Annotated in this window: 14 protein-coding genes; 13 read left to right on the top strand and 1 reads right to left on the bottom strand. The window is 73.5% G+C overall.

Going from position 1 to position 26,539, the window contains the following annotated elements:
• Positions 1-30: 30 nt before the first annotated feature.
• From OG444_RS14310 to OG444_RS14285, 6 genes are all read left to right on the top strand, one after another.
• Complete coding sequence (locus tag OG444_RS14310; protein WP_327262540.1) at positions 31-954, top strand: [LysW]-aminoadipate kinase; 924 nt, start codon at positions 31-33, stop codon at positions 952-954.
• Positions 947-5,086, top strand: a complete 4,140-nt coding sequence (locus OG444_RS14305) for a non-ribosomal peptide synthetase (RefSeq protein WP_327262539.1) — start codon at positions 947-949, stop codon at positions 5,084-5,086. The genes OG444_RS14310 and OG444_RS14305 overlap by 8 nt, the downstream gene beginning before the upstream one ends.
• Entirely contained in the window at positions 5,083-6,303 is a 1,221-nt protein-coding gene (locus OG444_RS14300) for an acyl-CoA dehydrogenase family protein (RefSeq protein WP_327262538.1), read from the top strand. Before OG444_RS14305 ends, OG444_RS14300 begins: the two co-directional genes overlap by 4 nt.
• A gap of 31 nt (positions 6,304-6,334) precedes the next feature.
• Complete coding sequence (locus OG444_RS14295; RefSeq protein ID WP_327262537.1) at positions 6,335-7,480, top strand: acyl-CoA dehydrogenase family protein; 1,146 nt, start codon at positions 6,335-6,337, stop codon at positions 7,478-7,480.
• A gap of 38 nt (positions 7,481-7,518) precedes the next feature.
• Complete coding sequence (locus OG444_RS14290) at positions 7,519-8,892, top strand: M20/M25/M40 family metallo-hydrolase (RefSeq protein ID WP_327262536.1); 1,374 nt, start codon at positions 7,519-7,521, stop codon at positions 8,890-8,892.
• Positions 8,893-8,957: 65 nt separating this feature from the next.
• Positions 8,958-14,144, top strand: a complete 5,187-nt coding sequence (locus OG444_RS14285; protein WP_327262535.1) for a non-ribosomal peptide synthetase — start codon at positions 8,958-8,960, stop codon at positions 14,142-14,144.
• Between the two features lie 160 nt (positions 14,145-14,304).
• Here OG444_RS14285 and OG444_RS14280 read toward each other — a convergent pair whose 3' ends face one another.
• Positions 14,305-16,734, bottom strand: a complete 2,430-nt coding sequence (locus tag OG444_RS14280; RefSeq protein ID WP_327262534.1) for a M20/M25/M40 family metallo-hydrolase — start codon at positions 16,732-16,734, stop codon at positions 14,305-14,307.
• A gap of 279 nt (positions 16,735-17,013) precedes the next feature.
• Here OG444_RS14280 and OG444_RS14275 point away from each other — a divergent pair, with 279 nt between their 5' ends.
• Genes OG444_RS14275 through OG444_RS14245 form a run of 7 tightly spaced genes read left to right on the top strand, consistent with a single transcriptional unit; the run spans position 17,014 to position 26,530 of the window.
• Positions 17,014-17,235 (top strand): MbtH family protein, encoded by a 222-nt coding sequence (locus OG444_RS14275; protein ID WP_327262533.1) that lies wholly within the window; start codon positions 17,014-17,016, stop codon positions 17,233-17,235.
• A gap of 46 nt (positions 17,236-17,281) precedes the next feature.
• A complete protein-coding gene (locus OG444_RS14270) occupies positions 17,282-19,720 on the top strand; it encodes a helix-turn-helix transcriptional regulator (protein WP_327262532.1) in 2,439 nt (812 codons plus the stop codon).
• Complete coding sequence (locus OG444_RS14265) at positions 19,717-20,991, top strand: MFS transporter (RefSeq protein WP_327262531.1); 1,275 nt, start codon at positions 19,717-19,719, stop codon at positions 20,989-20,991. Before OG444_RS14270 ends, OG444_RS14265 begins: the two co-directional genes overlap by 4 nt.
• Positions 20,988-21,755: a sulfotransferase family protein gene (locus OG444_RS14260; protein WP_327262530.1), complete on the top strand. Its 768-nt coding sequence runs from the start codon at positions 20,988-20,990 to the stop codon at positions 21,753-21,755. Before OG444_RS14265 ends, OG444_RS14260 begins: the two co-directional genes overlap by 4 nt.
• Entirely contained in the window at positions 21,752-22,162 is a 411-nt protein-coding gene (locus OG444_RS14255) for a VOC family protein (RefSeq protein WP_327262529.1), read from the top strand. The genes OG444_RS14260 and OG444_RS14255 overlap by 4 nt, the downstream gene beginning before the upstream one ends.
• A 9-nt stretch (positions 22,163-22,171) precedes the next feature.
• Positions 22,172-23,107 carry a thioesterase II family protein gene (locus OG444_RS14250; RefSeq protein ID WP_327262528.1) on the top strand — a complete coding sequence of 312 codons (936 nt, stop codon included), beginning with the start codon at positions 22,172-22,174 and terminating at the stop codon, positions 23,105-23,107.
• Positions 23,108-23,122: 15 nt separating this feature from the next.
• Positions 23,123-26,530 carry a non-ribosomal peptide synthetase gene (locus OG444_RS14245; RefSeq protein ID WP_327262527.1) on the top strand — a complete coding sequence of 1,136 codons (3,408 nt, stop codon included), beginning with the start codon at positions 23,123-23,125 and terminating at the stop codon, positions 26,528-26,530.
• The last annotated feature ends 9 nt before the right edge of the window (positions 26,531-26,539 follow it).

Raw genomic sequence — 26,539 nt, 5'->3', positions numbered from 1 at the left:
CCTGTGGAGCACCGAGAGAAGGGAACAGCTGTGTCGTCAGCAGGGTCCGACGGACTGACCGTCGTGAAGTGCGGCGGCGCCGCCGGGGTGGATCCGGCCCGGGTCTGCGCCGATGTCGCCGCGCTGGTCAAGGCGGGCGGGCGGGTCGTGCTGGTGCACGGCGGCTCGGCCGAACTGGAACAGCTCGCGGGGCGGCTCGGGGTGCCGCAGCGCAGCATCACCTCGCGCAGCGGCGTCACCTCGCGCTACACCGATGACGCGACGCTCGAAGTGCTGACGCTGACGCTGGCGGGGCAGGTCAAGCCGGCCCTGCTGGTCGAGCTGGCCGGGCACGGCGTGCCCGCGGTCGGTCTGACGGGCATCGACGCCGGCCTGCTGCGGGCCCGCCGCAAGAACGCGATCCGGGCCCGGGTGGACGGCCGCACCGTGCTGGTGCGCGACGACCACAGCGGCCGGATCGACGAGGTCGACCCTGCCGCCCTCAAGGTGCTCCTCGACGCCGGGATCACACCGGTGGTCTCGCCGCCGGCCCTCGCCGAGGACGGCCGTCCGGTCAACGTCAACGCGGACCGCGCGGCCACCGCCATCGCGGTCGCCCTGGGCGCCGACCGGCTGGTGTTCCTGACCGCGGCCCCCGGCGTACTCGCGGACCCGTCCGACGAGTCGAGCCGGCTGGACCGGTACGGGCTGCCCGCCGAGGGGACCCCGCCCGGGGTCGGCGGCGGCATGGTCGTGAAGCTCATCGCCGCCCGCGAGGCGCTGGAGGGCGGGGTCCGCGAGGTACTGATCGCGGACGGCCGTGCCGAGGACCCGGTGCGACGCGCCCTCACCGGCCTGTCGACGGCGGTCGTCATCGACCCGGAGGCCGGGACGGGATCCGAGGACGGATCCGGTGCAGGGTCCGTGGCCGGATCCGTTGCAGGATCCGAAGCAGGGGGAGCGGACCATGAGTGACCTCAAGCGGGTGCCCCGTCGGGCCACCCGCGCCCCCGGCGCCCTTCCCGGCGCCGGGGCCCCGGGGGCCGGTGGGGCCCGCCAGGCGTTGCAGCGGCTGCAGGACAGCCGCAGGACCGAGCAGCGCATCGAGCGGGCCGACCGCGACCGCAGCCTGCCGCTGGCCGCTGCCCAGCAGCGCCTCTGGTTCCTCGACCAGTGGAGCCCCGGCTCCGCCGCCTACAACGCCCCGCTCGCCCTGCGGCTGACCGGGCCGCTCGACCCCGAGGTGCTGGGCCGTGCGCTCGGCGGGGTCGTCGAGCGGCACGAGATCCTGCGCACCCGGTACGGAAGCGCGGACGGGCTGCCGTACCAGATCGTGGAGGAGCCCGGACCGGTCGCGATCGTCCGCACCGACCTGCGCGAACTCCCCGAGGACGAGCGCGAGAAGCACGTCACCGAGCTCATCGCGGAAGGCGCGGGCCGGCCCTTCGACCTGGCCGCCGGCCCGGTGCTGCGCGCCGAGCTGTTCCGGCTCGCCGACGAGGAGCACGTGCTCCTCCTCAACATCCACCACATCGCCACCGACGGCTGGTCCACCGCGATCGTCACCCGCGAGGTGATGGTCCGGTACGCCGCCGAGGCGGCCGGGCTGCCCGACCCGCTGCCCCCGCTGCCCGTCCAGTTCGCCGACTACGCGGTGTGGCAGCGCCGCAAGCTCGCCGAGTCCACCTTCGGCGACCGCCTCGGCTACTGGACCGAGCGCCTCGCCGACCTGCCCGTGCTCGACTTCCCGACCGACCGGCCGCGGCCCAAGCAGCCCACCGGCGCCGGCTCGGTCCGCGAGAGCCGGCTGCCCGCGCACCTCCAGCGCGCCCTGGTGGAGCTGGCCCGCTCCGAGCGCGTCACCGTGCTCACCGTGGCCCTCGCCGCCTTCCAGACGCTGCTGACCCGCTACACCGGGCAGGACGACATCGTCGTCGGCTCGGTGGTCAACGGCCGTACCCAGCCGGAGATCGAGCCGCTGGTCGGCTTCTTCGCCAATACGCTGGTCCTGCGCACCGACACCTCCGGCGACCCCACGTTCCGCGAGCTGCTGGCCCGTACGAACGAGACGGTCGTCGGCGGCCTGATGCACCAGGACGTGCCCTTCGGCAAGCTGGTGGACGCCCTCCAGCCCGAGCGCGAGGCCGGCCGCAACCCGCTCTTCCAGATCTCCTTCACCCTGCAGAACGCCAGCGCGGACGGGGACGACCTGGGCGACCTGCGCATCGAGCAGGTCCCGCTGATCGTCGGCACCGCCCGCTTCGACCTGGCCTTCCAGCTCACCGAGGTGCCCGGCGAGGGCTACCACGTGTGGATCGAGTACTCCACCGAGCTCTTCGACAGCGACCGCATCGACCGCCTGATCAGCCACTACGGACGCCTCCTCGAAGCGGTCGTCGCCGACCCGGGCATCCGCATCGGCCGGATCCCGCTGCTCGACGCCGCCGAGCGCGAGCGGCTGGTCCTCGGCGAGAACCGCACCGACACCGCGTACGGGACGGCGGAACTCGGCCTGCACCAGCTCTTCGAGCGCAGCGCCGACCGCCACCCCGAGCAGCCCGCCGTCCGCTTCCGCGGCAGCGGCCTCGGCTACGCGGAGCTCGACCGGCGAGCCAACCGGCTGGCCCACCACCTGCGTTCGCTCGGCGTCGGGCCGGAGACCCGGGTCGGCATCCTGCTGGAGCGCGGCCCGGACCTGCCGGTCACCCAGCTCGCCATCCTCAAGGCGGGCGGCGCGTACGTGCCGCTCGACCCGGTCCACCCGACGAACCGGCTCGCGTACATGCTGGAGCGGGCGGGCGCCACCATCGTCGTCACCGAGGGCGCCCTGGGCGACGTACTGCCCGAGTCGGTCACCCGGCTCGACTGGCGGGACCCGCAGTTCCTGGACGCCGTCGCGGCCCGGCCGGACACCCGGCCCGACGTGGCCGTGCACCCGCGCTCCCTCGCGTACGTGATCTTCACCTCGGGGTCGACGGGCAAGCCGAAGGGCGTCCTCGTCGAGCACCGCAGCGCCGTCAACTTCACCACCGCGTCGGTGGAGATGTTCGGCCTCGGCACCGACGACCGGATGCTCCAGTTCGCCAACCCGGCCTTCGACGTCAGCGTCTTCGAGATCTACAGCGCCTTCGCCTCCGGAGCCACCCTCGTGACGGCCCCGCGCGGCACCCTGCTCGACCCGGCCGCCCTGACCGCGCTGATGCGCGAGGAGGGTGTCACCACGGCGGACATCCCGCCGTCGGTGCTCGGCGTCCTCGACCCCGCCGAACTCCCCGACTTCCGCAAGATGTTCGTCGGCCTGGAGTCCTTCCCCGGCGACCTCGTCGACCGCTGGCGCGACGGCGGCCGGCGCGCCTTCCACAACGGCTACGGCCCCACCGAGACCACCGTCGCCTCCGTGGACCACCTGTGCGGCCCGCAGAACGGATCGGCGAGCCCGCCGATCGGCCGCCCGCTGCCCAACCAGTACGCCTACGTGCTCGACCGGACCGGCGAGCCGGTCCCGCTCGGCGTGGCCGGCGAACTGTGGATCGGCGGCCTCGGGCTCAGCCGCGGCTACGCCGGCTCGCCCGGCGCCACCGCCGACCGCTTCCTGCCCGACCCGTTCGCCGGCGGCGGCCGCCGCATGTACCGGACGGGCGACCTGGCGCTGCGCCGCTCCGACGGCGACCTGGAGTTCTTCGGCCGCGCCGACACCCAGGTCAAGATCCGCGGGCTGCGCATCGAGCCCAGCGAGATCGAGCAGGTGCTGAGCCGGCACCCCGGGGTACGGCAGGCCGCGGTGGTCGTGCTGACCTCGCTGCCCGGCGGGCCCCAGCTCGTGGCCTACGTGGTCCCCGAGTCCGGGACCCGGCCCGAGCCGGCCGCCCTGCGCGGACACCTGGCCGAGGACCTGCCCCCGTACATGCTGCCCGGCGCCTTCGTGATGCTGGACGCCCTGCCACTGACGCCCAACGGCAAGCTGGACCGGGCGCGGCTGCCCGAGCCCGAGCAGCGGGTCCGCAAGGACCGGGAGGCACCGGCCACCGACACCGAACGGGCCGTCGCCGGAATCTGGGCCGGGCTGCTGCCGGGCAAGGACTTCGCCCGCGACGACAACTTCTTCATGACGGGCGGCAACTCGCTCCAGGCCACCCAGCTGCTGGCCCGGCTCCACGAGGTGCTCGGCGTCGAGGTCCAGCTCCGGCAGCTCTTCACGCACGCCACGATCGAGCAGCTGTCCGCACTGGTGGACGCCGGCCGCGCCGTGCCGGAGACCTCCGGTGCCCCGGTCCGGCCGGGGGCGGCCGTCGCCGCGCCCGTGGTGCTCGCCGCCGGCGGGGACCGGACCCCGTTCTTCTGCATCCACCCCAGTGGCGGCTCCGTCGCCCCCTACGTCCCGCTCGCCGCCTCGCTCCACCCCGAGCAGCCGCTCTACGCCCTGGAGGCCCCCGAACTGGGTTCCACCGAGGACCCGGTGGCCGCCCTCGCCGAGGCGCACGCCGCCGCGATCCGGGCCGCGCGCCCGCAGGGCCCGTACCTCCTCGGAGGCTGGTCCACCGGTGGCGCGGTCGCCTTCGAGACGGCCCGCAGGCTGCGGCTCCAAGGAGCCGAGGTCGCGCTGGTCGCCCTGCTGGACACCGACGTGCCGCCCGGCCTGACCGAACCGCCGAGCACCGCGCAGACCATCGCGCTGTACGTGGCGGACCTGGCCGGACTGCGCGGCGTCGACCCGGCGACCGCTCCCGTCCTGGACATCGACTCCCTTGACCACGAGGAGCAGATCGCCGTGGCCGTACGTACCCTCGCCGTATCCGAGCTGGCCCCCGAGGCCGGCGCGGAGCAGCTGGCCGAACGCATGCGGACCTTCGTCGCCACCGTCCGGGCCGGCGCCGTCTGGCGGCCCGAGCCCACCGACGTACCGCTGGTGCTGCTCACCTCCGAGGCCCCCGGGGCCGACGAGCGGGCCGGCTTCTGGGAGTCCCGCACCACCGGCGGGTTCACCCACCGGGAGGTGCCCGGCGACCACTACGCCATGGTGGCCGTGCCGCACGTGGGCACCGTCGCGGACGTGCTCCAGGAGATCCTCGACCGGGCCACCGCGGGACACCGGGGAGCCACGGCATGAGCGGCACGGACCTGAACGAGAAGGACCCGGGCCACGCGGACCCGGGCGAGAAGGACCTGGCCGACACCTGGTTCACGGACGAGCAGCGGGCCTTTCGCCGCGCCGTCCAGGACTTCTTCGCCGCGGACGAGGTGCGCAAGGCGATCGACGCCCTGCAGGACCACGCCCCGCGCGAGGAGAGCGGCCTGATCGACGTCTACCGGATGCTCGGCGAGCGCGGCTGGCTCGCGCCCGCCTGGCCGAAGGAGTACGGCGGTCAGGGCCTCTCACCCGTCGAGGCCGGCATCGTGCTGGAGGAAATGGTCCTGCACGGGCTGCCCGAGGACCAGCGGGTGCTGAGCATCGACACCGTCGGCCAGTTCCTGCTCGAGGTCGGAACGCCCGAGCAGCGCGCCCGGCACCTGCCGAGGCTGGCGGCCGGCGAGGAGATCGCCACCGTCCTGTTCACGGAACCGCACTGCGGCTCGGACCTGGCGGCCCTGCGCACCCGGGCCGTCCGCGACGGCGACGGCTGGCGGCTCTCCGGGCGGAAGATCTTCAACCAGAAGTCGCAGTTCGCCGAGTGGGCCCTGTGCGCCGCCCGGACCGACGACGGCCCCGTCAAGTACCACGGGATCACCCTCTTCCTGCTGCCGCTGCGCTCACCCGGCGTGGTGATCAGCCCGGTGTGGAGCATGGGCGACGAGCGGTTCAACGAGATCGTCATCGAGGACGTGCGGCTGACCGCCGAGCACATCGTCGGGCAGGTCCACGAGGGCTGGCAGCCCATCAACGACATGCTGCTGCTGGAGCGCACCGGCATGGACTTCCAGGCCAAGCTGCGCCGCTGGCTGGACGCCGTCGTCGAGGACGCCCGGCGCACCGGGCGGATCACCGAACCGGCCTACGCCCAGCGCCTGGTGGAGCTCGACGCGAACCTCCGGGCGGGCCGTGCGCTCGCCTGGAGCATGGTGCTGGCGCAGGTGGCGGGGGAGCCCGACCCGGTGGCCTCGGCCGCGGCCAAGTGGTTCATCACCCAGTACTCCGACGAAGTGGTCCGCCTCGGCTCCGAAGTCGTCGGCCTGGACGGACTGCTGAGCACCTGGGACGGCGAGGCGCCCGACCTCGGGCGGCTGGAGGCGGTCTACCGCCAGAGCCCCGCGCACACGCTGGCCTCGGGCACCTCCGAGGTCATGCTCCAGATCATCGCCGCCAGCGGCCTCCACCTCTTCTCGTGAACGACCCGGAACATCTGAGAGGACCATCCACATGACCTCCGTAGCCGCCCTGCCGGCCGAGCTCGCGGAACTCTTCGACGGTGAACTCGCCCCGACCGTACGGCGGATGGGCGAGCGCCCGCTCGGCGGCGGCCCCGTCGCCGACGAGCAGGCCGCAGCCCGCGCAGCCGTGTGGGCGACCCTCGCCGAGACGGGCGTGTTCGACGAGGTCGTGGACGGCACCCAGGCGCCCGGAGACCTCGTACGGCTCGGCGAGGCGATGGGCAGGGCCCTCTACCGGGGCCCGTACCTGGACACCGCCGCCGCCGTCGAGCTGATCACCACCCTGGACGCGCACACCGACGAGGTCTTCGCCGACGTGCTCGACGCGGTCGCGGACGGGGCCGCCGCCATCGCACTGGCCCCCCGCGCCGGGGGCACCGACGACCCGTACGACCCGTCGCCGCTCACGACCGGCGACGGGCCGGACGGGCCGTGGGTGTCGGGCCGTCGCCGGTTCGTGGCCTTCGCGGACGCCGTCGACTGGCTCCTGGTGGTCGGCACGGATTCCGCGGCCGGGACCGCGGCCGGGGCCGGAGCCGGCACCGTGCTCGCGCTGGTACGGGCCGACGACCCCGGCGTCACCCTGCGCCGGCACGACGACATCAGCCGCGGCGACCTGCACTGCGTCGACCTGCACCGGGTGCCCCTGTACGGGGGCCGGCCGATCGGATCCGGAGCCCCGGCCGAGGCCGCCTGGCACCGGGCGCTCGCCACCCTGCGGGTACGCCACGCCGCCACCCTCACCGGCCAGGCGCAGGGCGCCCTCGCACTCGGCGTCGAACGGGCCAAGTCCCGCGTCCAGTTCGACCAGCCGCTCGCCCGCCACCAGAGCGTGGCCTTCACCCTGGCCGCCCTCTCGGCCCGGATCACCGCCGTCCGCTCCCTCGTGGAGGAGACCGCCCGCGGCCTCGACCGCGACCCGCACGGCCCGGGCTCCCGCCTGGCGGTGCTGCAGACCCTGGCGCTCGCCGCCGGCCTGGTCCGCGACGCCGCCGCACAGTGCCTGCACCTGCACGGCGCCCACGGCATGACCGAGGACGCCGACAGCCAGCTCTACTTCCGGCGCGCGGCGCTCGACGCCCTGCTGTGGGGGAGCCCCGCCCAGCTCTGGGCCCGGGCCGCCACCCTCCTGTGATCCGCCCCGCGCCCCCGACCTCGTACGAAAGGACGGCCATGCAGCTCGCAAACCCCGCCGCCGCGCCCGTCGACCCGATCCCGATCCTGCGCGACCTCATCCGGTTCCGCAGCGTCAACCCGCCCGGCGAGGAACGCGCCTGCGCCGAGTACATCGCCGCGCTGCTCGCCGAGGCCGGGATCACCTCGCAGTTCCTGGGCCCGGACCCCGAGCGGCCCAGTCTCGTCGCCCGCATCCCGGGCCGCGGCGAGGCCCCGCCGCTGCTGCTCCACGCGCACTCCGACGTGGTGCCCACCGACGGCCAGGAATGGACCCACCCGCCCTTCGAGGCCCTGCTCATCGACGGCGAGGTCTGGGGCCGCGGCGCCATCGACATGAAGGGCGGGCTGGCCATGATGCTCTCCGCCCTGCTCACCCTGCGGGCCCGCGGCGAGGCCCCGGCCGGAGACGTGCTGCTCGCCGTCGTCTCCGACGAGGAGAACGGCAGCCGCGTCGGCGCCGGCTGGCTCACCAGCAACCACCCGGAGCTCTTCGAGGGCATCCCGTACTGCATCGGCGAGGACGGCGGCGCCGTGCTCACCGTCGACCCGGCCCGCCGCTTCCACCCCGTCGGCGTCGCCGAGAAGCGGGCCTGCTGGCTGCGCCTGACCCTGCGCGGGCGCGGCGGCCACGCCTCCCGCCAGGGCTGGCCGAACCTGGCCGTGCACCAGCTCACCGAGGTGCTGACCGCGCTGCGCGACGGCCGCCTCCCCGTGCACATCACCCCGGCCTTCGACCGGATGCTCCAGGACCTCGGCGAGGTCGTCGGCGACGAACTGGCCGCGGAGCTGGTCGCCCTGCGCAAGGGCGAGCGCAGCACCGTCCCGTACGAACTGATGAGCACCGAGGACGCCGTCTACCTCGACTCGACCATCCGGCACACCGCGAACGCCACGATCATCCGCACCCCCGAGAAGATCAACATGATCCCCTCGGAGATCACCGTGGACATCGACGGCCGGATCCTGCCCGGCGAGTTCTACGTGGAGGACTACGTCGCCGAACTGCGGGCGCTGATCAACGAGTTCAGCGCCTCCGGCACCCTCGGCGACGAGATCGGCATCGAGCTGCTGCTCGAGGGCTCCCGCAACCCGAAGAACGAGCCGGAGATGGGCGCCTTCTACGAGCGCCTCACCCAGATCCTGCGCGACGCCGACCCCGAGGGCGTCCCGGTCCCGATGATCACGCCCGCGTCCACCGACGCCCGGCTCTTCGCCAACCTCGGCATGGACTGCTACGGCTGGCTCCCGATGCTCCTCCCGGCCGGCTCCCGCTACCAGGAGAACATGCACGACGCGGACGAGCGGGTCCCCGCCGACGCCGTGCGCTTCGGCGCCGACTGCCTGTACCAACTGCTCATCGACCACCCCTGATCCCCGCCGCCGGGCACCGCCCGCGACACAGAGAATCCAGCCTGCCCGGAACCCGGAGGAGAACCATGTCGTTCCGTCCCGCCGACCTCGTCGAGATGCTGCGTGCCCGTGCCGCCGCCACTCCCGAGGCCACCGCGTACATCCTGCTCGAAGAGGACGGTACGGAGCGTCGGCTCACCTACGGGGAGCTCGACACCCGGGCCCGCGCCACGGCCGCCGCCATGCAGCAGCAGGGAGCGGCCGGTGGCCGCGCCCTGCTCCTCTACCCGCCGGGCGAGGAGTACATCGTCGGCTTCTTCGGCTGCCTCTACTCGGGCACCGCCGCCGTCCCCGTCTACCCGCCGTCCGGCGCCCGCGGCCTGGACCGCCTGATGGACATCGTCATCGACGCCCAGGCCACCGTCGCCCTCACCGACGACTCCACCCTCCAGCTCGTCACCGGCATGGGCGACGCCCTCGGCGACCTCTCGAAGCTGGCCTGGACCGCCACCGACACCGTCGACCGCGCCGCCTCGCAGGCATGGGCGGAGGTCGCCCCGGGCGGTGACGCCCTCGCCTTCCTCCAGTACACCTCCGGCTCCACCGGCTCGCCCAAGGGCGTCATGCTCCGGCACGGCAACCTGATCGAGAACTCCCGCACCATCGCCAGGGCCAACGGCTCCACCACGGACAGCGTCGGCGTCAGCTGGCTGCCGCCCTACCACGACATGGGCCTCATCGGCGGCATCCTGCAGCCCCTGTACAGCGGCTTCCCCTGCGTCCTGATGGCGCCCATGACCTTCCTGCGCCGCCCGTTCCGCTGGCTCGACGCGATCAGCCGGCACGGCGGAACGATGAGCGCCGCCCCCGACTTCGCGTACGCCGAGTGCGTCCGCCGCATCACCGAGGAAGAGGTCGCCGGCCTCGACCTCAGCAGCTGGCAGCACGCCATGGTCGGCGCCGAGCCCGTCCGCCGCCAGACCCTCGACGACTTCGAGCGCGTCTTCGGCCCGGCCGGCTTCCGCCGCACCTCCTTCCACCCCTGCTACGGACTCGCCGAAGCCACCCTCTTCGTCACCGGCGGCAAGCCCGGCCCCGAGCCGCTCGCCGTCACCCTCACCGAGGACGGCCCCCGCCCCGTCGAGGAGGGCGCCGCCGGCACCACCCTCATCGGCTGCGGCGACATCCAGGGCGAGGACCGGATCAAGGTCGTCGACACCGAGACCCTGCTGCCCGCCGCCGACGGCGCCATCGGCGAGGTCTGGGTCACCGGCGAGTCCGTGGCCAAGGGCTACTGGCGCCGCCCCGAGCTGACCGAGTTCACCTTCGCCGCCGAACTCGCCGAGCCCGACGGCCGCACCTACCTGCGCACCGGCGACCTCGGCTTCCGCCACCGCGGCGAGCTGTTCATCACCGGCCGGATCAAGGACCTCATCGTCATCCGGGGACGCAACCACTACCCGCAGGACATCGAGTACACCGCCGAGCTGAGCCACGAGCTGCTCGTCCCCAACCGGGCCGCGGCCTTCGGCCTGGACGACGGCGCCGGCGAGAGCGTGGTGCTGCTGCACGAGGTCAGCCGCAAGTTCCGCGACGAGGACGCGGAGGCCGTACTGGCCGCCGTCCGCTCCGCCGTCACCCTCGAACACGGCCTGTCCCTGCGCGACATCGTCCTCGTGAAGATGGGCGCCCTGCCCCGTACCTCCAGCGGCAAGATCCGCCGCCGTGAGAGCCGCGAGCGCTACACCGCGGGCGAGTTCGTCGCCCTCGCCAACAGCTCCGGCGCCACCGTCGCCGTCGAGGACAGCGCCGCCGCGCACTTCGCCGGGGACGCCGAAGGCGCCCTCGTGCTCGACCGGGTGTCCGCCGTGCTCGGCATCTCCGCCGACCGCATCTCCGCGGCCCTTCCGCTGGTCGCCCAGGGGCTCGACTCGCTGCGCGCCGTCCAGCTCCGCGCGGTCCTGGAGACCGAGCACCGCGTGGACGTCCCGCTCACCGTGCTGCTCGACGACACCACCGTGGTCCGGCTCGCACAGCTGGTCCGCGAGGGCGCCGCCGAGGGCCGCACCGTCGCTCCGATCCCGCGCCGCGAGGCCGGTGTCATGACCTCCGCCGCGTCGTTCGGGCAGGAGCGGTTGTGGTTGCTGGATTGCCTGGGTGCGGGTTCGGCGTATCACGTTGCGGGTGGTCTGCGGGTTTCGGGTTCGCTTGATGTGGGTGTGCTGGAGGCTGCGGTGGCGGGGGTGGTGGCTCGTCATGAGGCGCTGCGTACCCGGTTCGCGTGGGTGGACGGTGCGCTGCAGCAGGTGGTGACGGAGGCGGACGATCTGCCGGTGTCCGTGCCGGTGGTGGTGGTCGAGGGTCTGCTGGAGGAGTGGTTCGAGGGTGTGGTGGAGGAGCCCTTCGACCTGGCCGCGGGTCCGCTGGTGCGTGTGGTCGTGGGCCGGCTGGGTGAGGGTGAGTGGGCGGTCGGTCTGGTCGCGCACCACACGATCGTCGACGGCTGGTCGATGGGCCTGATCCTGCGGGAACTCGGCGCCCTCTACGGTGCCTTCACTGCGGGTGTCGATCCGGAGACGGTCCTGCCCGCTCTGGATCTGCAGTACGGGGACTTCGCGGTGTGGCAGCGCGAGGAACTCTCCGGCGATGCGCTGGAGGAAAGTCTCCAGTACTGGAAGGACACGCTGGCGGGTGCTTCGGGCCTGGAACTCCCCGCGGAGCGTCCCCGCACCGATTCGGCGTCCTCCTACCCGGCCGGACAGGTCCCGGTCGTGGTTCCGGCCGCTCTTGCGGGCCGGCTGAAGACGGTTGCGGAGACGGGCCGGGCGACGGTGTTCCAGGGTCTGCTGGCTTCGTTCGCGTCGGTGCTGGGGCGTTGGTCGGGTCAGTCGGATGTGGTGGTGGCGACGCCGGTGGCGGGTCGTTCACGGGCCGAGCTGGAGGATGTGGTCGGGTTCTTCGTGAACACGATCGCCCTGCGTCTGGACACTTCCGGCCGTGGTTCGTTCACGGACATGCTGGGCCGGGCCCGTGAGACGGTGCTGGGTGCGCTGGCGCATCAGGACGTGCCGTTCGAGAAGGTCGCGCAGGCCGCCGGGAGTGACCTGGTCCGGGTCCTGCTGGCCCTGGACAACACCCCGCGCGGCGGCTGGGAACTCCCCGGAGCGGTCGTTTCGGAGTTCCAGGCGGGTGGGGGGCGGGCCCAGTTCGAGATTGCTCTGCACCTGCGTGAGCGTGGTGACGGGTCTTTGGAGGGGCGTCTGGAATACGCGGCGGACCTTTTCGACGCGGACGGCATGGAACGCCTGGCGGGTGCCTGGCTGCGACTCCTGGAAGCAGCCGTCACCCACCCGGACACGGTCCTGAACTCGCACCAGTTGTCGAGTCCGGCCGAGCAGGCCCTGATCGCCGCGTTCACGTCTCCGGATCCGGAGCCGGTGACGGGTCTGATGCACGAGGAGATCGCCCGGCAGGCCGCCGCGACCCCCGACGCCCTCGCCGTCACCGACGAGACCGGCGCGTCTCTCACCTACCGTGAGCTGGACGCCGCGGCGAACCGCCTCGCCAACCACCTGCAGACTGCGGGTATCGGTGTTGAGGACGTGGTGGGCGTCTGCCTGCACCGCTCCCTTGATCTCGTCGTCGCTCTGGTCGGTGTGCTGAAGGCCGGCGCCGCCTACCTCCCCCTGGACCCCGACTACCCCACCGGGCGCCTCACCGCGATGGCCAACGGATCCAAGGTCCCCCTGGTCCTCACCCACGACCTCGCCCAGGACGTGGCCGCCAGCATCGAACTGCCCGCCTCGGCACGGCTCGTCAACCTCGACACCGAACGGGACACCGTCAACCGGGCGTCTGCCGAAGCCCCGCGGACCGGGGTGGGTCCCGACAATGCGGCCTACGTCCTCTACACCTCGGGTTCGACCGGTGCCCCCAAGGGCGCGGTCAACACGCATGCCGCGTTCGTCAACCGGATCGCCTGGACACAGAACGCCTACCAGCTCGACCACACCGACCGGGTCCTGTTCAAGACCCCCATCGGGTTCGACGTCTCAGGCTGGGAATGGACCTGGCCCCTGACCGCCGGCGCCACCATCCAGCTCGTCACCCCCGGCGGACACCGCGACCCCGCCCACCTCGCCCACCTCATCCAGAAGACCGGCACAACCGTCTGCCACTTCGTGCCCTCCATGCTCCGCTACTTCCTCGAACACCCCGACACCCCCGACGCCACCACCCTCACCGACGTCATCGTCTCCGGCGAAGAACTCACCCCCCACCTCGCCACCACCTTCCACACCACCCTCCCCCACACCCGCCTCCACAACCTCTACGGCCCCACCGAAGCCGCCATCGACGTCACCGCCCACACCGTCGACCCCCACCACACCACCACCCGCATCCCCATCGGCACCCCCATCACCGGCACCGAACTCCACGTCCTGGACACCCACCACCAGCCCGTCCCCATCGGCGTCACCGGACACCTCCACATCGGCGGCACCGCCCTCGCCCGCGGCTACCACCACCAGAGCGCACTCACCGCCGACCGCTTCACCCCCCACCCCACCCGACCCGGCCACCGCCTCTACGCCACCGGCGACCAAGCCCGCTGGACCACCCACGGCACCCTCGAATACCTCGGCCGCAACGACCACCAGATCAAAATCCGCGGCCAACGCATCGAACCCGCCGAAATCGACACCGCACTCCACACCCACCCCGACATCACCCACACCATCACCACCACCCACACCACCCCCGACGGCACCACCCACCTCGCCACCTACTACACCACCACCCCCCACACCACACCCCCCACACCCCAACAACTCCGCACCCACCTCCGCACCCACCTCCCCACCGCCATGATCCCCACCTACCTCACCCACCTCACCCACCTCCCCCAACTCCCCAACGGCAAGACCAACACCAAACAACTCCCCCCGCCCAGCGAGGAGTTCGAGGGTGCAGCCGGGGAGTACGTGGAGCCGCGGAACGAGGTCGAGAAGGAGCTGGCCGCGATCTGGTCCGAGGTGCTCGGCGCCTCGAAGGCCATCGGGGTACGGGACGACTTCCACGCGCTGGGCGGCCACTCGCTGCTCGCCGTGCAGATCGCCTCGCGGGTCCGTGACACCTTCGGGGTGGAGGTCCCGCTGACCCGGATGCTCACCGGCCGGCTGACCGTCGAGGCGCTCGCCGAGACCGTCCAGGACATCCAGCTCTCCGAGGCCGACGAGGACGAGCTGCTCGCCGCCCTCGCCGCGCTCTAGATCTGTCGTCGAAGTAGCGCCGGTTGGGCCAGGCGGGACTTTGACGACAGGGCCAGGCCGGCCCGTACGCCGACGGCCCCCGCATCGTCTCCCGTCCGGCCTTCGACAGGTCGGGGGAGCACGGTGCGGGGGCCGTCCGGGTGGTGGCAGGGAGCGCGGGTCAGCCGCGTACGGTCAGGCCGACCGCCGTGACATCGGTGAGGTTCGCGCCCCACGTGCTCCAGGTCAGGTCCTGCGGCAGGGCGCCGGCCCCCTGCGGCAGGCCACGGGTGTACGCGGTGACGCGCAGTGGGACCTCACCGGCGCCCGAGACCTTCAGGGTGATGTCGAAGCCCTCGGCCGGGACCTTCCACAGGGCGAAGCCCCACTTCCACGGGCCCGCCGAGAGCGGCCGGTTGGTGCCGCCCCGCACCGTGGTGCCGGCGACCTCCGCGCCCCGCACCTCGTGCGCCGAGGTGTCGGCGAAGAGGCTGATGTAGGAGGTGTCGGCGGCGGGCTCGATGTGCAGGCGCACGGTACGGACCCCGTCCGGGCCCGCCTGCTCCGACGTCACCGAAACGCCCGGGCCGGCCGGGCCGCTCGCGGCGGCGGCCTTGGCGATGTGCGCCTCGGTGACCAGGTCGCCCGCGAGCGTCGTCGGGAAGGTGGGGAACCGGGCCCGCACGTCGGCCCGCTCGGAGCCGGCCAGGGCGCCGGTCCACCGCGGCGGCGCGTTGTCGGAGCTCAGCCAGTGGCCGGTGCCCCGGTCGGCGTCCCAGGCGTACGCGAGGCTGGTGTGCCGCGGGTGCTCCGCGTCGAAGGTGTCCACCCGCAGGCCCGTCAGGACCAGCGCGACCCCGGCGGCCAGGGCCAGCCAGCCCGCCACCGGGGCGGTGCGACGCGGCAGCAGGCCGAGCAGGGGCAGCGAGACGGTGACGAGCAGCGCCATCAGGATCAGCGGGGCGACGGCCAGGGACAGGCCGAGGGTCGGGAAGACCAGCACGATCACCGGCAGCAGCAGCGGCAGCGCGACGAGCGCGGACAGGGACACGGCGAGGGTGCGGACGTACTCCCCTTCCCCGCCGGTACGGCGGCGTGCGGCGAGGAACAGCGCCGCGCAGCCCACCAGCGGCGGCCACACGAACAGGTAGGAAGCGCCGGGTGCGAGCACGGCGGTGACCAGGCCCAGTACGGTCAGCCAGCCCCACACGCCCAGCGCGGCCTCGGAGGCCCCGGTCCGGCGCCGCGTCAGCACGTACCAGCCGACGGCCACGGCTGCGGTCAGGGTCAGGAAGGCGGCCCGGAACCAGCCGGGCCGGTAGCTGTCGCCCATGGACAGGTCGGCGTACCCGGGGCGGACCAGGCAGAGCAGCTCCCAGCCGCCGAAGGCGACGGCGGCGGCCCCGGCCAGGGCGAGCGGGAAGGTCAGCGCGGCCCGGACCACGCCGCGGCGGGCGAGGCCGCGCCGGCCGGAGTGCACGAGGACGCCCGCATATCCGGCGGCGGCCAGCAGAGCGAGCGGCAGCACCAGCGCGTTCGGGTAGCGCACCAGCAGGCCCAGGACGGTGAAGTAGGTGCTGTCGGTGCCCTCGTGGACCGCGGTGAGGTCCTTCCCGGCGAGGGCGCGGGCGGCGGCCAGGACGTTGTCGCCCTGGTGCTGGACGCTGGCGGCGGACAGGTTCTCGAGGGAGTCGCCGGGGGTGTGGTAGCGGGCCGAGCCGTCCACGAAGGCGAAGTTGAGGCCGCCGAAGCCCTTCTTCTTGAACTCGCTGAAGTCGGTGTCGTTCGGCAGGAACGTGTAGACCTCGTCGGCCAGCGAGGTGGCGATCGGCCGGTCCGCGCGGCTCAGGGCCGACAGGGCGCCGCTGTTGCGGGGGCCGGACTCGAACATGATGGAGGGGCCGGAGACCCCGCGCGCCTCCAGGTTGAGTATCACCGTGTTCGCCGGGTCGAGACCGCCGTCCGCGAGGAAGGCGTGCGCGCCGAGCAGTCCGGGCTCCTCGCCGTCCGTGAACAGCACGTCGACCGTGTTGCGCGCCGCCCTGCCGTCGGCCCGCAGGGCCCGTACGACCTCCAGGACCGCCGCCACGTTGGCCGCGTTGTCGGCGGCGCCGGGACCGGCCGGGACCGAGTCGTAGTGCGCCATCAGCACCAGGTGCCCGGCGTCCGGGCCGGCCGTGCCGGGGAACGAGGCGTGAATGTTGGTGACCTCGGCGACGAGCGCGGTGCCGTCCTGTTCGTCGCGGGCCACGGGCTGCGGCCGGGCCTCGACCTGCGCGCCGAGCGCGGTCAGCCGGGACGTGAGGTGGGCGCGGGCGGCGGCCGAGGCCGGGCTGCCGACCGGGCGCGGCTGCCGGCCGATGGCCTCGGCGTCCACCAGGGCCCGGCGTGCCGAGAACTCGCGCGCCGGCGCGGAGGCGGGCTCGGGGTCCGGCGGCTGGAGCGTCCACACGGAAGCGGCCGTCAGCAGGAGGAACAGCCCGAGGAGCAGCAGCCCGGCGGGCCGCGCCGACCGGGCCGGCCGCCCTCGCGTGAGCGCGCGCGCGAAGAGGCGGGAGATCGGCGGGGAAGCAGGCCGGGAGGGTGGCGAATTCGGATCGGAATCAGGCATGACGGAGCACCAGTCTTTCCGGGTCTCGGTACGTTCGGCATTTCGGGCGGGACGTTCGGAACGCGTACTTCACCGGAATTATCAAGAGCAGTTCAGTGCCCTGTCGCGGCTACCTGACACGATCTCCGGGCGAGTTGACATAGTTCCGCGGGGCCGTCGGGGGCAGCTGACAAAGTCCGCGCCGGGCGGGTGGCGCCACCTGGGCGGCTGGCTAGTTTGGCGTCCGGATCGCTTTCCCGCCGAAAGCCAAAAGCCGGAAACCGGAACTGGAGCCAGCTAATGATCAACGCATCCGTGGAGTCCTACCAGGTCGTCGTCAACGACGAGGAGCAGTATTCGGTCTGGCCCGTCGGCCAGGAAATTCCCGAGGGCTGGCAGGCGCCGGGAAAGACCGGCCCGAAGGACGAATGCCTCGCGTGGATCGACGAGAACTGGACCGACATGCGGCCGCTCAGCCTCCGCCGCGCCATGGACGGCGCCGGGACGGCCTCCCAGGGCTGACCGCGACCGCCCACTTACGCAAAGGACACAAGGAGGGGGACGAGCTGTGACGGCCCACTGGCAACAACTGCTCGATGAGATGCTCACCCCGGGTGCACCCACCCGAGGGCTCGAGCTGATGGGGGAGGCCTGGAGCGGCAAGACCCGTCGCCTGGACGAACTCACCCGCCGTGCGACCGGCACCGGATGGCAGGTGGGCCGGAGCCGGCCGGACCGGCTCCAGCACTCGGCCCCCTTCGGGCTGTTCCTGGACGCGCTGGACGACCTGGTCACCGAGGCCGGACCGAGGCTGCGGGAGCGGCTCACCGAGGACGAACAGCAGCGGCTCGCCGTGCTCTTCCCCTCCATGAGCCACCTCGCGCCCGGTGACCGGCCGGACCGTGACCTGTACCGCGAATGCCGTGCGGTGCGCAGCCTGGTGGGCCACCTGGCCGACGACTGCGGCCTGTTGATCGTCCTGGACGATCTGCACCGCGCCGACGCCGACTCGCTGGACCTGCTCGGCTATCTGCTGGAGCGTCCGCTCACGGCGCCCGTGATGATCGCGGTGGCCCACCGTCCGCGCCAGCTCGGGTACCGCACCCGTGCCGTGCTCGCCGAGGCCGCCGCCCGCGGTCTGACCCGCCGGGTCGAGCTCGGTGGCTGCGAGGACGCCGAGCTGGCCGCGCTCGTGCCGGACGGCCTCGACGACGGCGCCCGGCGCTCCCTGCTGCGGCGCAGCGGCGGGAACCCGGGGCTGCTGCTGGCCCTCGCCGAGATGGAGCCCGCGAGCCCCTCCGGCCTGCCGTCCGTGCCCGCCCAGCCGTCCGCCCGGGCCGCCGCCGCGGCCCTCGACGACTTCCAGCTGCTCGGCCCCGCGGGCCGGGCGATGGTCGGGGCGGCCGCCGTGCTCGGCGACACCTTCGGCCTGCGCATAGCCGTCGAGGTCTCCCAGCTCGACGAGGCCGAGGCCCGCACCGGCCTGGACGAGGCCCTCGCCGAGGACCTGGTCCGCCCGGTCGGCGACGGCCCCGACTTCCGCTTCCGCGACCCCGTCGTACGGGCCGTGGCGTACCACTCGGCGGGCCGCGGCTGGCGCTCCGGCGCCCACGCCCGGGCCGCCGCCGCCCTGCGCATCCACCAGGGCCCGGCCGAACTCCGTGCGCAGCAGCTGCTGCACACGGTCGAGGTCGCGGACGACGACGACGTCCAGGCACTCGTGGACGCCGCCGAGGACACCGTTTTCCACGACCCGGGCGCCGCCCTGCGCTGGGCCCGGCACGCCCTGCGGCCGGTGGTCACAGCCGACCCGCTCCTCAGGGCGCGCGCCCAGAGCGTGCAGGGCCGGGCGCTGCTGCACGAGGCCGAGTTCGAGGAGTCCGCCGCCGCCTTCCAGCGGCTGCTGGCCCCCGGGGCCGGGCTGCCCGTGGCACTGCGGGCCGAGGTGGTCTCCTCGTACGCCCAGGTGCAGCGGATGCTGGGCCGCCACGAGGCCGCCCGCGAGCTGCTGCGCGAAGAGATCGCGCGGAGCGATGCGGCCGGAGCGGATGCCGGCGCCGCGGCAGGTGCGGTTGCGGGGGCCGCGCTCTGCGGCAGTGCCTGCGCCGCCCACTGCGACCGGGCCGCCGCCGCGGATCCCGGGTCCGTCTCCCGCTGCGGCCGGCTCCGGCTGGCCATGACCGCCCTGGTCCTGGAGGCCGGCGGGCAGTGGGGCAGCGCCGACCGGGCCGCGCTCACCGTGCTGGCCGACGCGGCGGGACACCCCGCGCACCCCACGGCCCTGGTCGCGCTCGCCGCCACCGAGGCCCAGTTCGGCCGCAGTTCGGACGCGGCCGAGCACACCGTACGGGCCGCCGAACTGATCGACTCGCTCGCCGACGAGGACCTCGCGGCCCATCTGGAAGCCGTGCAGTGGCTGGTCGGGGCCGAGCTCTTCCTCGGCCGGACCCGGGAGGCCGAGGCCCACGCCGAACGGGCCACCGCCCTCGCCCGCCGCTTCGGCCAGCGCCACCTGCTGGCCGGGCTGCTCGCCGGACTCGGCCACACCCGGCTCCGCCTGGGCCTGCTGCCCGAGGCGCTGGCCTGTGCCGACGAGGCCGAGGAGGCCTCCCTGGCCAGCGGCAGCAGCCGGCCGCCGGCGCACGTCACTGTGCTGCGGGAGGAGCTGGACCTGCTGCACGGCATCGTCCGCCCGGCCACGCCCGTACCGGAGGCGCCGCAGCCGATGCTGCCCGAACTCAGCGGCCGGGAGCGGGAGATATCCGTCCTGGTCAGCCGGGGGCACACCAACCAGCGGATCGCCCACTTCCTGGAACTGAGCCCGAAGACCGTGGAGACGTACCTCGCCCGGATCTTCAAGAAGCTCGGGGTCTGCTCGCGGGCCGAGGTCGCCGCGATGGTCGGGCGCGCCGCCCCGCAGCCGCAGCCGCACCCGCAGCCGCACCCGCAGGCACAGACGCAGCCGCAGCCGCACGAGACCGTGCCGAGCGGACGGCCGGTGCGATGACCTCCGCGCCGCACGCCCCGTCCGCGTCCTCCCCGACCGCCGGGCCCTCCGGCGGGCCGGCGCCGAAACCGGCCCTCGGCCGCCCCTTCTGGCGGCTGTGGACCAGTACTTTCGCCGCCTCCTGGGGCGACGGGCTGCGGCTCGCCGCGCTGCCGTTGACCGCCGCGCTGTTCACCCGCGACCCGATGCTGCTCTCCCTGGTGACCTTCGCCGGACAGCTGCCCTGGGTGCTCGCGGGGACCTTCGCCGGAGCCTTCGTCGACCGGCACGACCAGCAGCGCGTCATGTTCTGGTCGGACGCCGTCCGGGCCGTGATCGCCTCCCTGTTCACGCTCGCCCTGTTCACCGGCCACGGAAGCATCGCCCTGCTGCTGGCCTTCGCCCTGGTCATGGGCGTGGTGGAGACGCTGCGGGACAGCGCCACCCTCGCCATCGTCCCCCGCCTGGTGCCGGCCCCCGTCCTGGACAAGGCCAACAGCCTGCTCCAGGGCGTGGCGATGCTGTGCGTGGAACTGGCCGGTCCGCCGCTCGCCGCCCTGCTGCTGACCTCGGGGATTGCCTTCCCGTACGCCATCGACGCCGTCACCTTCGTGGTCTCCGCCCTGTTCCTCGCCACCCTGGCGGGAGCCGCTCCGGCCCTGCCGCCGCGCACCGGGCAGCCGACCACCCTCCTCGCGGACGCCGCTGAAGGCATCCGCTGGCTGTGGCGGCACCGGCTGCTGCGCTCGGTGTGCGCCCTGGTCGGCGCCTTCAACTTCGGCCTCAGTGCCGTGGTCTCGGTCGGGGTGCTCTACGCCTACGAGGTGCTCGGAGTCGGCAGTGTCGGCTACGGCCTGCTGATGGCCGTGATCGCCGTCGGCGGGGTGGCCGGCGTCGCGCTCTCCCCGCTGCTCACCCGCCTGCTGGGCCGCGAGCGGACCGTCCTGCTGTTCTGCGGGCTGACGCCCGTCGCCTTCGTCGTCGCCGGCTCCGTCTCCCGGCCGCTGGCGGCCGCCGCAGTGCTCAGCACCGTCGGCATGGCCCTGGCCGTGCTCACCATCACCACCACCTCCATGCGCCAGACCCTGGTCCCGGCCGGGCTGCTCGGCCGGGTCGGCAGCTCCTACCGGCTCGTCGCGGTGGGCATGTCCCCCCTCGGCGCCCTCGCCGGCGGGGCCATGGCCTCGTACGCCGGACTGCGCGCTCCCTTCTACCTGGCCGCCGGGGTGCTCGCCGCCGCCTGGGCGCTCAGTCTCCCCGTGATGCTCCGTTCCACGAAAGGAACCCCGTGACCACCTCCGAGGCCGTGGCCTCCGGCCCTGCCGTGATCGCCATGTGGAGTCCGCCGCGCTGCCGCTCGACCGCGTTCGAGCGGATGATGATCGAGCGCGGTGACCTGACCGTCCTCCACGAGCCCTTCAACATCCTCGCCAGCAAGGGGAGTTTCGAGATCGAGGGGCGCGTCCACCGGAGCGAGACGGAGCTGCTCGACGCGATCGTGGAGCTGGCGGCCACCGGTGGCCGCCCCGTCTACTTCAAGGACACCACCGACTTCCGCTACCCCGGACTGCTCGCCGACCCCCGGCTGACCACCGTCCTGCGGCACACCTTCATCATCCGCGAGCCCGCCGAGGCCATCGCCTCCCACTTCGCCCGCAACCCCGAACTGACCGCCGACGAGGTGGGCTTCGGCCACTGCGCCGAGATCTTCGACCTGGTCCGCGCGGCCACCGGCGCCGTACCGCCCGTGGTCGAGGCGGCCGACCTGGTCGCCGACCCAGCGGGCATCGCCGCCACGTACAGCTCGCTGACCGGACTGCCCGACCTGCCCGGCGCACTCAGCTGGCAGGCCGGCGAGCGCAGCGAATGGCAGGTCTTCGAGGACTGGCACCGCGACGCCGCCGCCAGCACCGGCATCCACGACCGGACCGGCGAGTACGCCGACACCGTCGGGAACAACACCCACCTGGCCGCGCTCCACCGGGCCCAGCTCCCCTTCTACGAGCACCTGCGCGCGCACCGGATCACCGCCCGGCAGCAAGGGGCGGCCGCATGACCAGCCGTTTCGAGCAGCTCGTCGTCGACTGCGCCAACCCGCGCAAGGTCGCCGAGTTCTGGTGCACCGTCCTCGGCTACACCGTCCACGAGGACCGGGACGGGAACCTCGTGGAGATCGGCCCGGCCGAGATCGCCCCGCTGGAGGAGCTGCGACGGGCCGCCGTGCCCGCCCAGCTGGTCTTCCAGCGCGCCCACAGCACGAAGACCCGTAAGAACCGGCTCCACCTGGACATCTGCCCCATCGACTCGGACCAGGCGTCCGAGGTGGAGCGGATCGTCGCGCTGGGCGCCCGCCGCATCGACATCGGCACGCCCAAGGAATCGAGCTGGACCGTGCTCGCCGACCCGGAGGGCAACGAGTTCTGCGTGCTGCGCAGCCTCGCCCCCGGCCACTTCGAGGAGTAGCGGACCCGGATGAGCATCAGTTCCCCGCCGCTGAGCGGCCCGGCCACCGCGCCGGGCCGCCCCGCCCCCGCCCTCACCACCTCTGCCCCCGTCGCGGCCGCTGCCGCTGCCGCTGTCGCCGGCTCGCGCTGGCTGCGCATCCGGCGGTCCCCCGGCCCCGCCCGCCGTCGGCTGCTCTGCCTGCCGCCGGCCGGCGGCACCGCCCAGGCGTACGGGCACTGGGCCGAGCAGCTGCCCGACGGCACCGAGGTGGTCGCCGTCGAGCTGCCCGGCCACGGCTCCCGGATGGGCGAGCCCGCCCTGCACCGGATGGCCGATGTGATCGACGGCATCGAGACCGCCCTGGCGGCGCTCCCCGAGCTGCCGCTGGTGATCTTCGGGCACAGCATGGGAGCGGTCGTCGGCTGGGAACTGGCCCGCTCGCTGCGCCACCGGTACGGGCGGCGGGGGAACGACGGCGGCGACAGCGGCGACGGCGGCGTCGCCATCGGCGCGGGGAGCGGCGGACAGCCGGTGCGGGGCATCATCGTCGCCGCCTCGGCCCACCCCGCCGCGGACCGGCCCGACCGCTGGGCCGCCGGGGCCGACACCCCGGACGAGGAGCTGCTCGCCCTGCTCGACCACTCCCGCAGCCTGCCGCCCGCACTGCGCGAACACCCGGAGTTCCTGCGGCTGTACCTGCCGGTGCTCCGCGCCGACCTGGAGGTGCTCGCGCGCCACCGGGCCCGCCGGGAGCGCCCGATGCCCTGCGCCCTGCGCGTCTACACGGGCGGCGACGACCCCTTGGTCGGCCCGGACGAAGCCTGGCCGTGGGGGCCCGGAGAAGTCGACGGCGACCGTCTCCTGCGGGTCTTCCCCGGCGGTCACTTCTTCCTCCACGAGAACCCCGGACCCGTACTCGCCGCGCTCGCACGCGACCTCGAACTGATCACACCCGGCGCCTGAGCCCAGGAGCAGCAGATGACCACCGAAGCAGCACTCACCCATGCCCTGGCCGGGCTCACCCCCGAGCAGCGGGCCAGGCTCACGCTCGAACTGGCCCGCCGCAAGGCCCTGAAGAATCCGGCCGTCTCCCGCCGCCCGCGGACCGAGGGCGCCGAGCACACCTTCCCCTCCTCGCCGGGCCAGGAGCGGCTCTGGTACCTCCACGCCCTCGAGCCCGACTCCACCGCGTACGTCCTGCCCATCGTGCTCCGCCTGACCGGGGCCGTGGACGTACCCGCCCTCCAGGGCGCGCTCGACGCGCTCGTCGCCCGGCACGAGGTACTGCGCACCGTCTTCGGCGAAGGCGCCGACGGCACCGTCCAGCAGATCGTCCGGCCTGCCGGCCGGGTGCCGCTGCCGGTCGTCGAGCTGCCCGCCGGTACCGGCGAGGAAGGACTCTTCGGGCGGGTGCGGACCGAGGTGTCCCTGCCCTTCGACCTCGCCCGCGGACCGCTGGTGCGGGCCTCGCTGCTGCGCCGCACGGAGAACGACTGGGCGCTGGTGCTCTGCGTCCACCACATCGTGGTCGACGGCTGGTCGCTGGGCGTCCTCGTCGACGAGCTCGCCGAGATGTATGCCGCCTGCGCGCAGGCGCGTGCTCCCCGGCTCCCCGAACTGCCGGTGCAGTACGCGGACTTCGCGGTGTGGCAGCGCGAGTGGCTGTCGGGGGAGCGGCTGGAGGAGCAGCTCGCGTACTGGCGCGGGCAGCTGGCCGGCGCCGCCGTGCTCGACGTGCCCGGCGACCGGCCCCGGCCGGCCGAGCAGTCCTTCGCCGGTGATTCGGTGCCGGTGACCCTGTCCCCGGAGCTCGTCACCCGCCTCACCCGGCTGGTCGAAGGCGAGTCGGCGACCCTGTTCACGGGTCTGCTCGGGGCGTTCGCCGCCGTGCTGGGCCGCTGGGCCGGGCAGAGCGACGTGGTCGTGGGCACGGCCGTCGCGGGCCGTACGCGTACGGAACTGGAGCCGCTGGTCGGGTTCTTCGTGAACACCCTGGCCCTGCGCGTGGACGTCGGTGGCGGCGCCTCCTTCCGCGAGCTGGTCCGCCGCTCCCGGCAGAGCTCCCTCGACGGCTTCGCGCACCAGGACGTGCCCTTCGAGCGGATCGTCCAGGAGCTGGGCGTCGACCGCAGCAGCGGCCGCCCGCCGGTGGTCCAGGTGATGCTCGCGCTGCGCAACGTCCCGATGCGGCCGCCGACGCTCGGCGGACTCGGCGTGGAGGTCGTCGAACTGGCCCGCGAAGTCGCCCAGCTGGACCTCAGCGTGGAGCTGGTCCCGGAGGCCGACGGCGGACTGACGGGTGCTCTGGAGTTTTCGTCGGAGTTGTACGACCGGGCGACGGCGGTGCGTCTGGTCGAGGGTGTGGTGGCGTTGCTGGAGTCGGCTGTGGTGGCTCCGGATGTGCCGGTGGAGAGTCTGGATGTGGTGGGTTCGGGTCAGCGTGAGGTGCTGGCCGGTTTCAGTGGTGTGGGTGTGGAGCCGTATGCGCCCGCGTTGCTGCATGAGTTGATCGAGGGCCGGGTGGATGTGTCGCCCGGTGAGGTTGCGGTGTCGGGTGATGGTGTCGGTGGGGCGGGTGCCTGGTCGTACACGTATGCGGAGCTGGATGAGCGGGCGAATCGTCTGGCGTGGTGGCTGCGTGGGCGTGGGGTGGGTGCCGAGTCTTTGGTGGGTGTGTGCCTGGAGCGTGGGCCGGATCTGGTGCCGGCGCTGTTGGGTGTGCTGAAGGCGGGGGCGGCGTATCTGCCGCTGGATCCGTCGTATCCGGCGGAGCGGGTGCGTTATCTGGTGGAGGACGGTCGTCCGGTCGTGGTGCTGACCTCGGCGGGTGCGGATGCCGTGCTGGCCGGGGCGGAGGATGTGGAGGTGGTGCGGGTCGAGGACCTCACCGAGGACCTCGCCGGGCTTCCCGCGACCCGTCCCGCGGTCCCCCTCCACCCGCAGAACCCCCTGTGCGCCCTGTACACCTCGGGCTCCACCGGCCGCCCCAAGGGCGCCCTGCTGCACCACCACGCCGTCACCAACCGGCTGCGCGGCATGGTCGACCAGTACGGCTTCCACCCCGGCGACCGCGTCGTGCACAAGTCGCCGCTCGGCTTCGACCCGCACCTGTGGGAGTGCTTCGTCCCGCTGCTGACCGGCGGGCGGATCGTGATGGCGGCCCCCGGCGGCCACCGCGACCCCGGCTACCTGCTCGACCTGTGCGAGCGGTCCCGGATCACCTGCTGCGACGTGGTGCCGTCCATGCTCCGCGCCCTCCTCGACCACGGCGGGCTCTCCGCCCGCGCGGCGGACCTGCGGCTGATGCTGTGCGGCGGTGAGGAGCTCTCGCCCGACCTGGCCGCCGAGTTCCTGCGCCAGCTCCCCGGAGCCCGCCTGAACAACATGTACGGGCCCACCGAGACCACCATCGACGCCACCACCCACCAGGTCACCGCCCCCGTACCGCCCGGCCGGACCTCCATCGGCCGCCCGGTCCCCGGCTCCCGCGTGTACGTCCTCGACGCCGCTCTGCGGGTCCAGCCGGTGGGTGTGCCCGGTGAGCTGTGCATCGGCGGTGTCCCGCTGGCGCGCGGTTATCACCGGCGCCCGGGGCTGACGGCCGACCGGTTCGTGCCCGACCCGTTCTCCGCGGGCGGCCGGCTCTACCGCACCGGCGACCTGGTCCGCTGGCGGGCCGACGGCACCGTCGAGTACCTCGGCCGCCTCGACCACCAGATCAAGATCCGCGGCCAGCGCATCGAGCCCGCCGAGATCGAGACCGCCCTCGTCGAACACCCGACCGTGGACCAGGCCCTGGTCACCGCCGTACCCGACGCCGACGGCACCCCCCAGCTCGTCGCCTACCTCACCGAACGCCCCGGCGCCGCACACCTGGACGCCGAGCCGCTGGCCGCCGGACCGCTGCGCGCCTTCCTCGCCGAGCGGCTGCCCGCCGCCATGGTCCCCGGCGTACTGGTCCGCCTGGAGGCCTTCCCGCTGCTCGCCAACGGGAAGGTCGACCTCAAGAGGCTGCCGTCCGCACCCGGCGAACGGCTCGTCGTGGAGCGTACGTACGAGGCGCCCGCCGATGCCCTCGAAGGGGTCCTCGCCGGGATCTGGCACGACGTCCTCAAGGTCGACCGGGTCGGCGCCCAGGACGACTTCTACGACCTCGGCGGGCACTCGCTGCTCGCCACCCAGGTGGTCTCCCGGATCAACACGATGCTGCGCGTCGAGGTCTCGCTGCGCTCCTTCGTGGGGATCTCCACCGTCCGCCAGCTCGCCGCCGTCGTCCGCGACACGGCCCGCGCGGCCGGCGGACACGACGCCGATCAGATCGCCGAGCTCGTGCTCCAGATCAGCCGGCTGCAGGCGGACGAGATCGCCGCACAGCTCCAGGCCTGACCGGCCGCA

The sequence above is a fragment of the Streptomyces sp. NBC_01232 genome, from assembly GCF_035989885.1.
Classification (GTDB): Bacteria; Actinomycetota; Actinomycetes; order Streptomycetales; family Streptomycetaceae; genus Streptomyces.
This window is presented reverse-complemented; position numbering and strand designations above follow the sequence as displayed.

Excerpts from the sequence above, each read along its gene's own strand:
- OG444_RS14305 (WP_327262539.1), top strand. The coding sequence starts at position 947 with ATGAGTGACCTCAAGCGGGTGCCCCGTCGGGCCACCCGCGCCCCCGGC.
- OG444_RS14300 (WP_327262538.1), top strand. The coding sequence starts at position 5,083 with ATGAGCGGCACGGACCTGAACGAGAAGGACCCGGGCCACGCGGACCCG.
- OG444_RS14295 (WP_327262537.1), top strand. The coding sequence starts at position 6,335 with ATGACCTCCGTAGCCGCCCTGCCGGCCGAGCTCGCGGAACTCTTCGAC.
- OG444_RS14290 (WP_327262536.1), top strand. The coding sequence starts at position 7,519 with ATGCAGCTCGCAAACCCCGCCGCCGCGCCCGTCGACCCGATCCCGATC.
- OG444_RS14285 (WP_327262535.1), top strand. The coding sequence starts at position 8,958 with ATGTCGTTCCGTCCCGCCGACCTCGTCGAGATGCTGCGTGCCCGTGCC.
- OG444_RS14280 (WP_327262534.1), bottom strand. The coding sequence starts at position 16,734 with ATGCCTGATTCCGATCCGAATTCGCCACCCTCCCGGCCTGCTTCCCCG.
- OG444_RS14275 (WP_327262533.1), top strand. The coding sequence starts at position 17,014 with ATGATCAACGCATCCGTGGAGTCCTACCAGGTCGTCGTCAACGACGAG.
- OG444_RS14265 (WP_327262531.1), top strand. The coding sequence starts at position 19,717 with ATGACCTCCGCGCCGCACGCCCCGTCCGCGTCCTCCCCGACCGCCGGG.
- OG444_RS14255 (WP_327262529.1), top strand. The coding sequence starts at position 21,752 with ATGACCAGCCGTTTCGAGCAGCTCGTCGTCGACTGCGCCAACCCGCGC.
- OG444_RS14250 (WP_327262528.1), top strand. The coding sequence starts at position 22,172 with ATGAGCATCAGTTCCCCGCCGCTGAGCGGCCCGGCCACCGCGCCGGGC.
- OG444_RS14245 (WP_327262527.1), top strand. The coding sequence starts at position 23,123 with ATGACCACCGAAGCAGCACTCACCCATGCCCTGGCCGGGCTCACCCCC.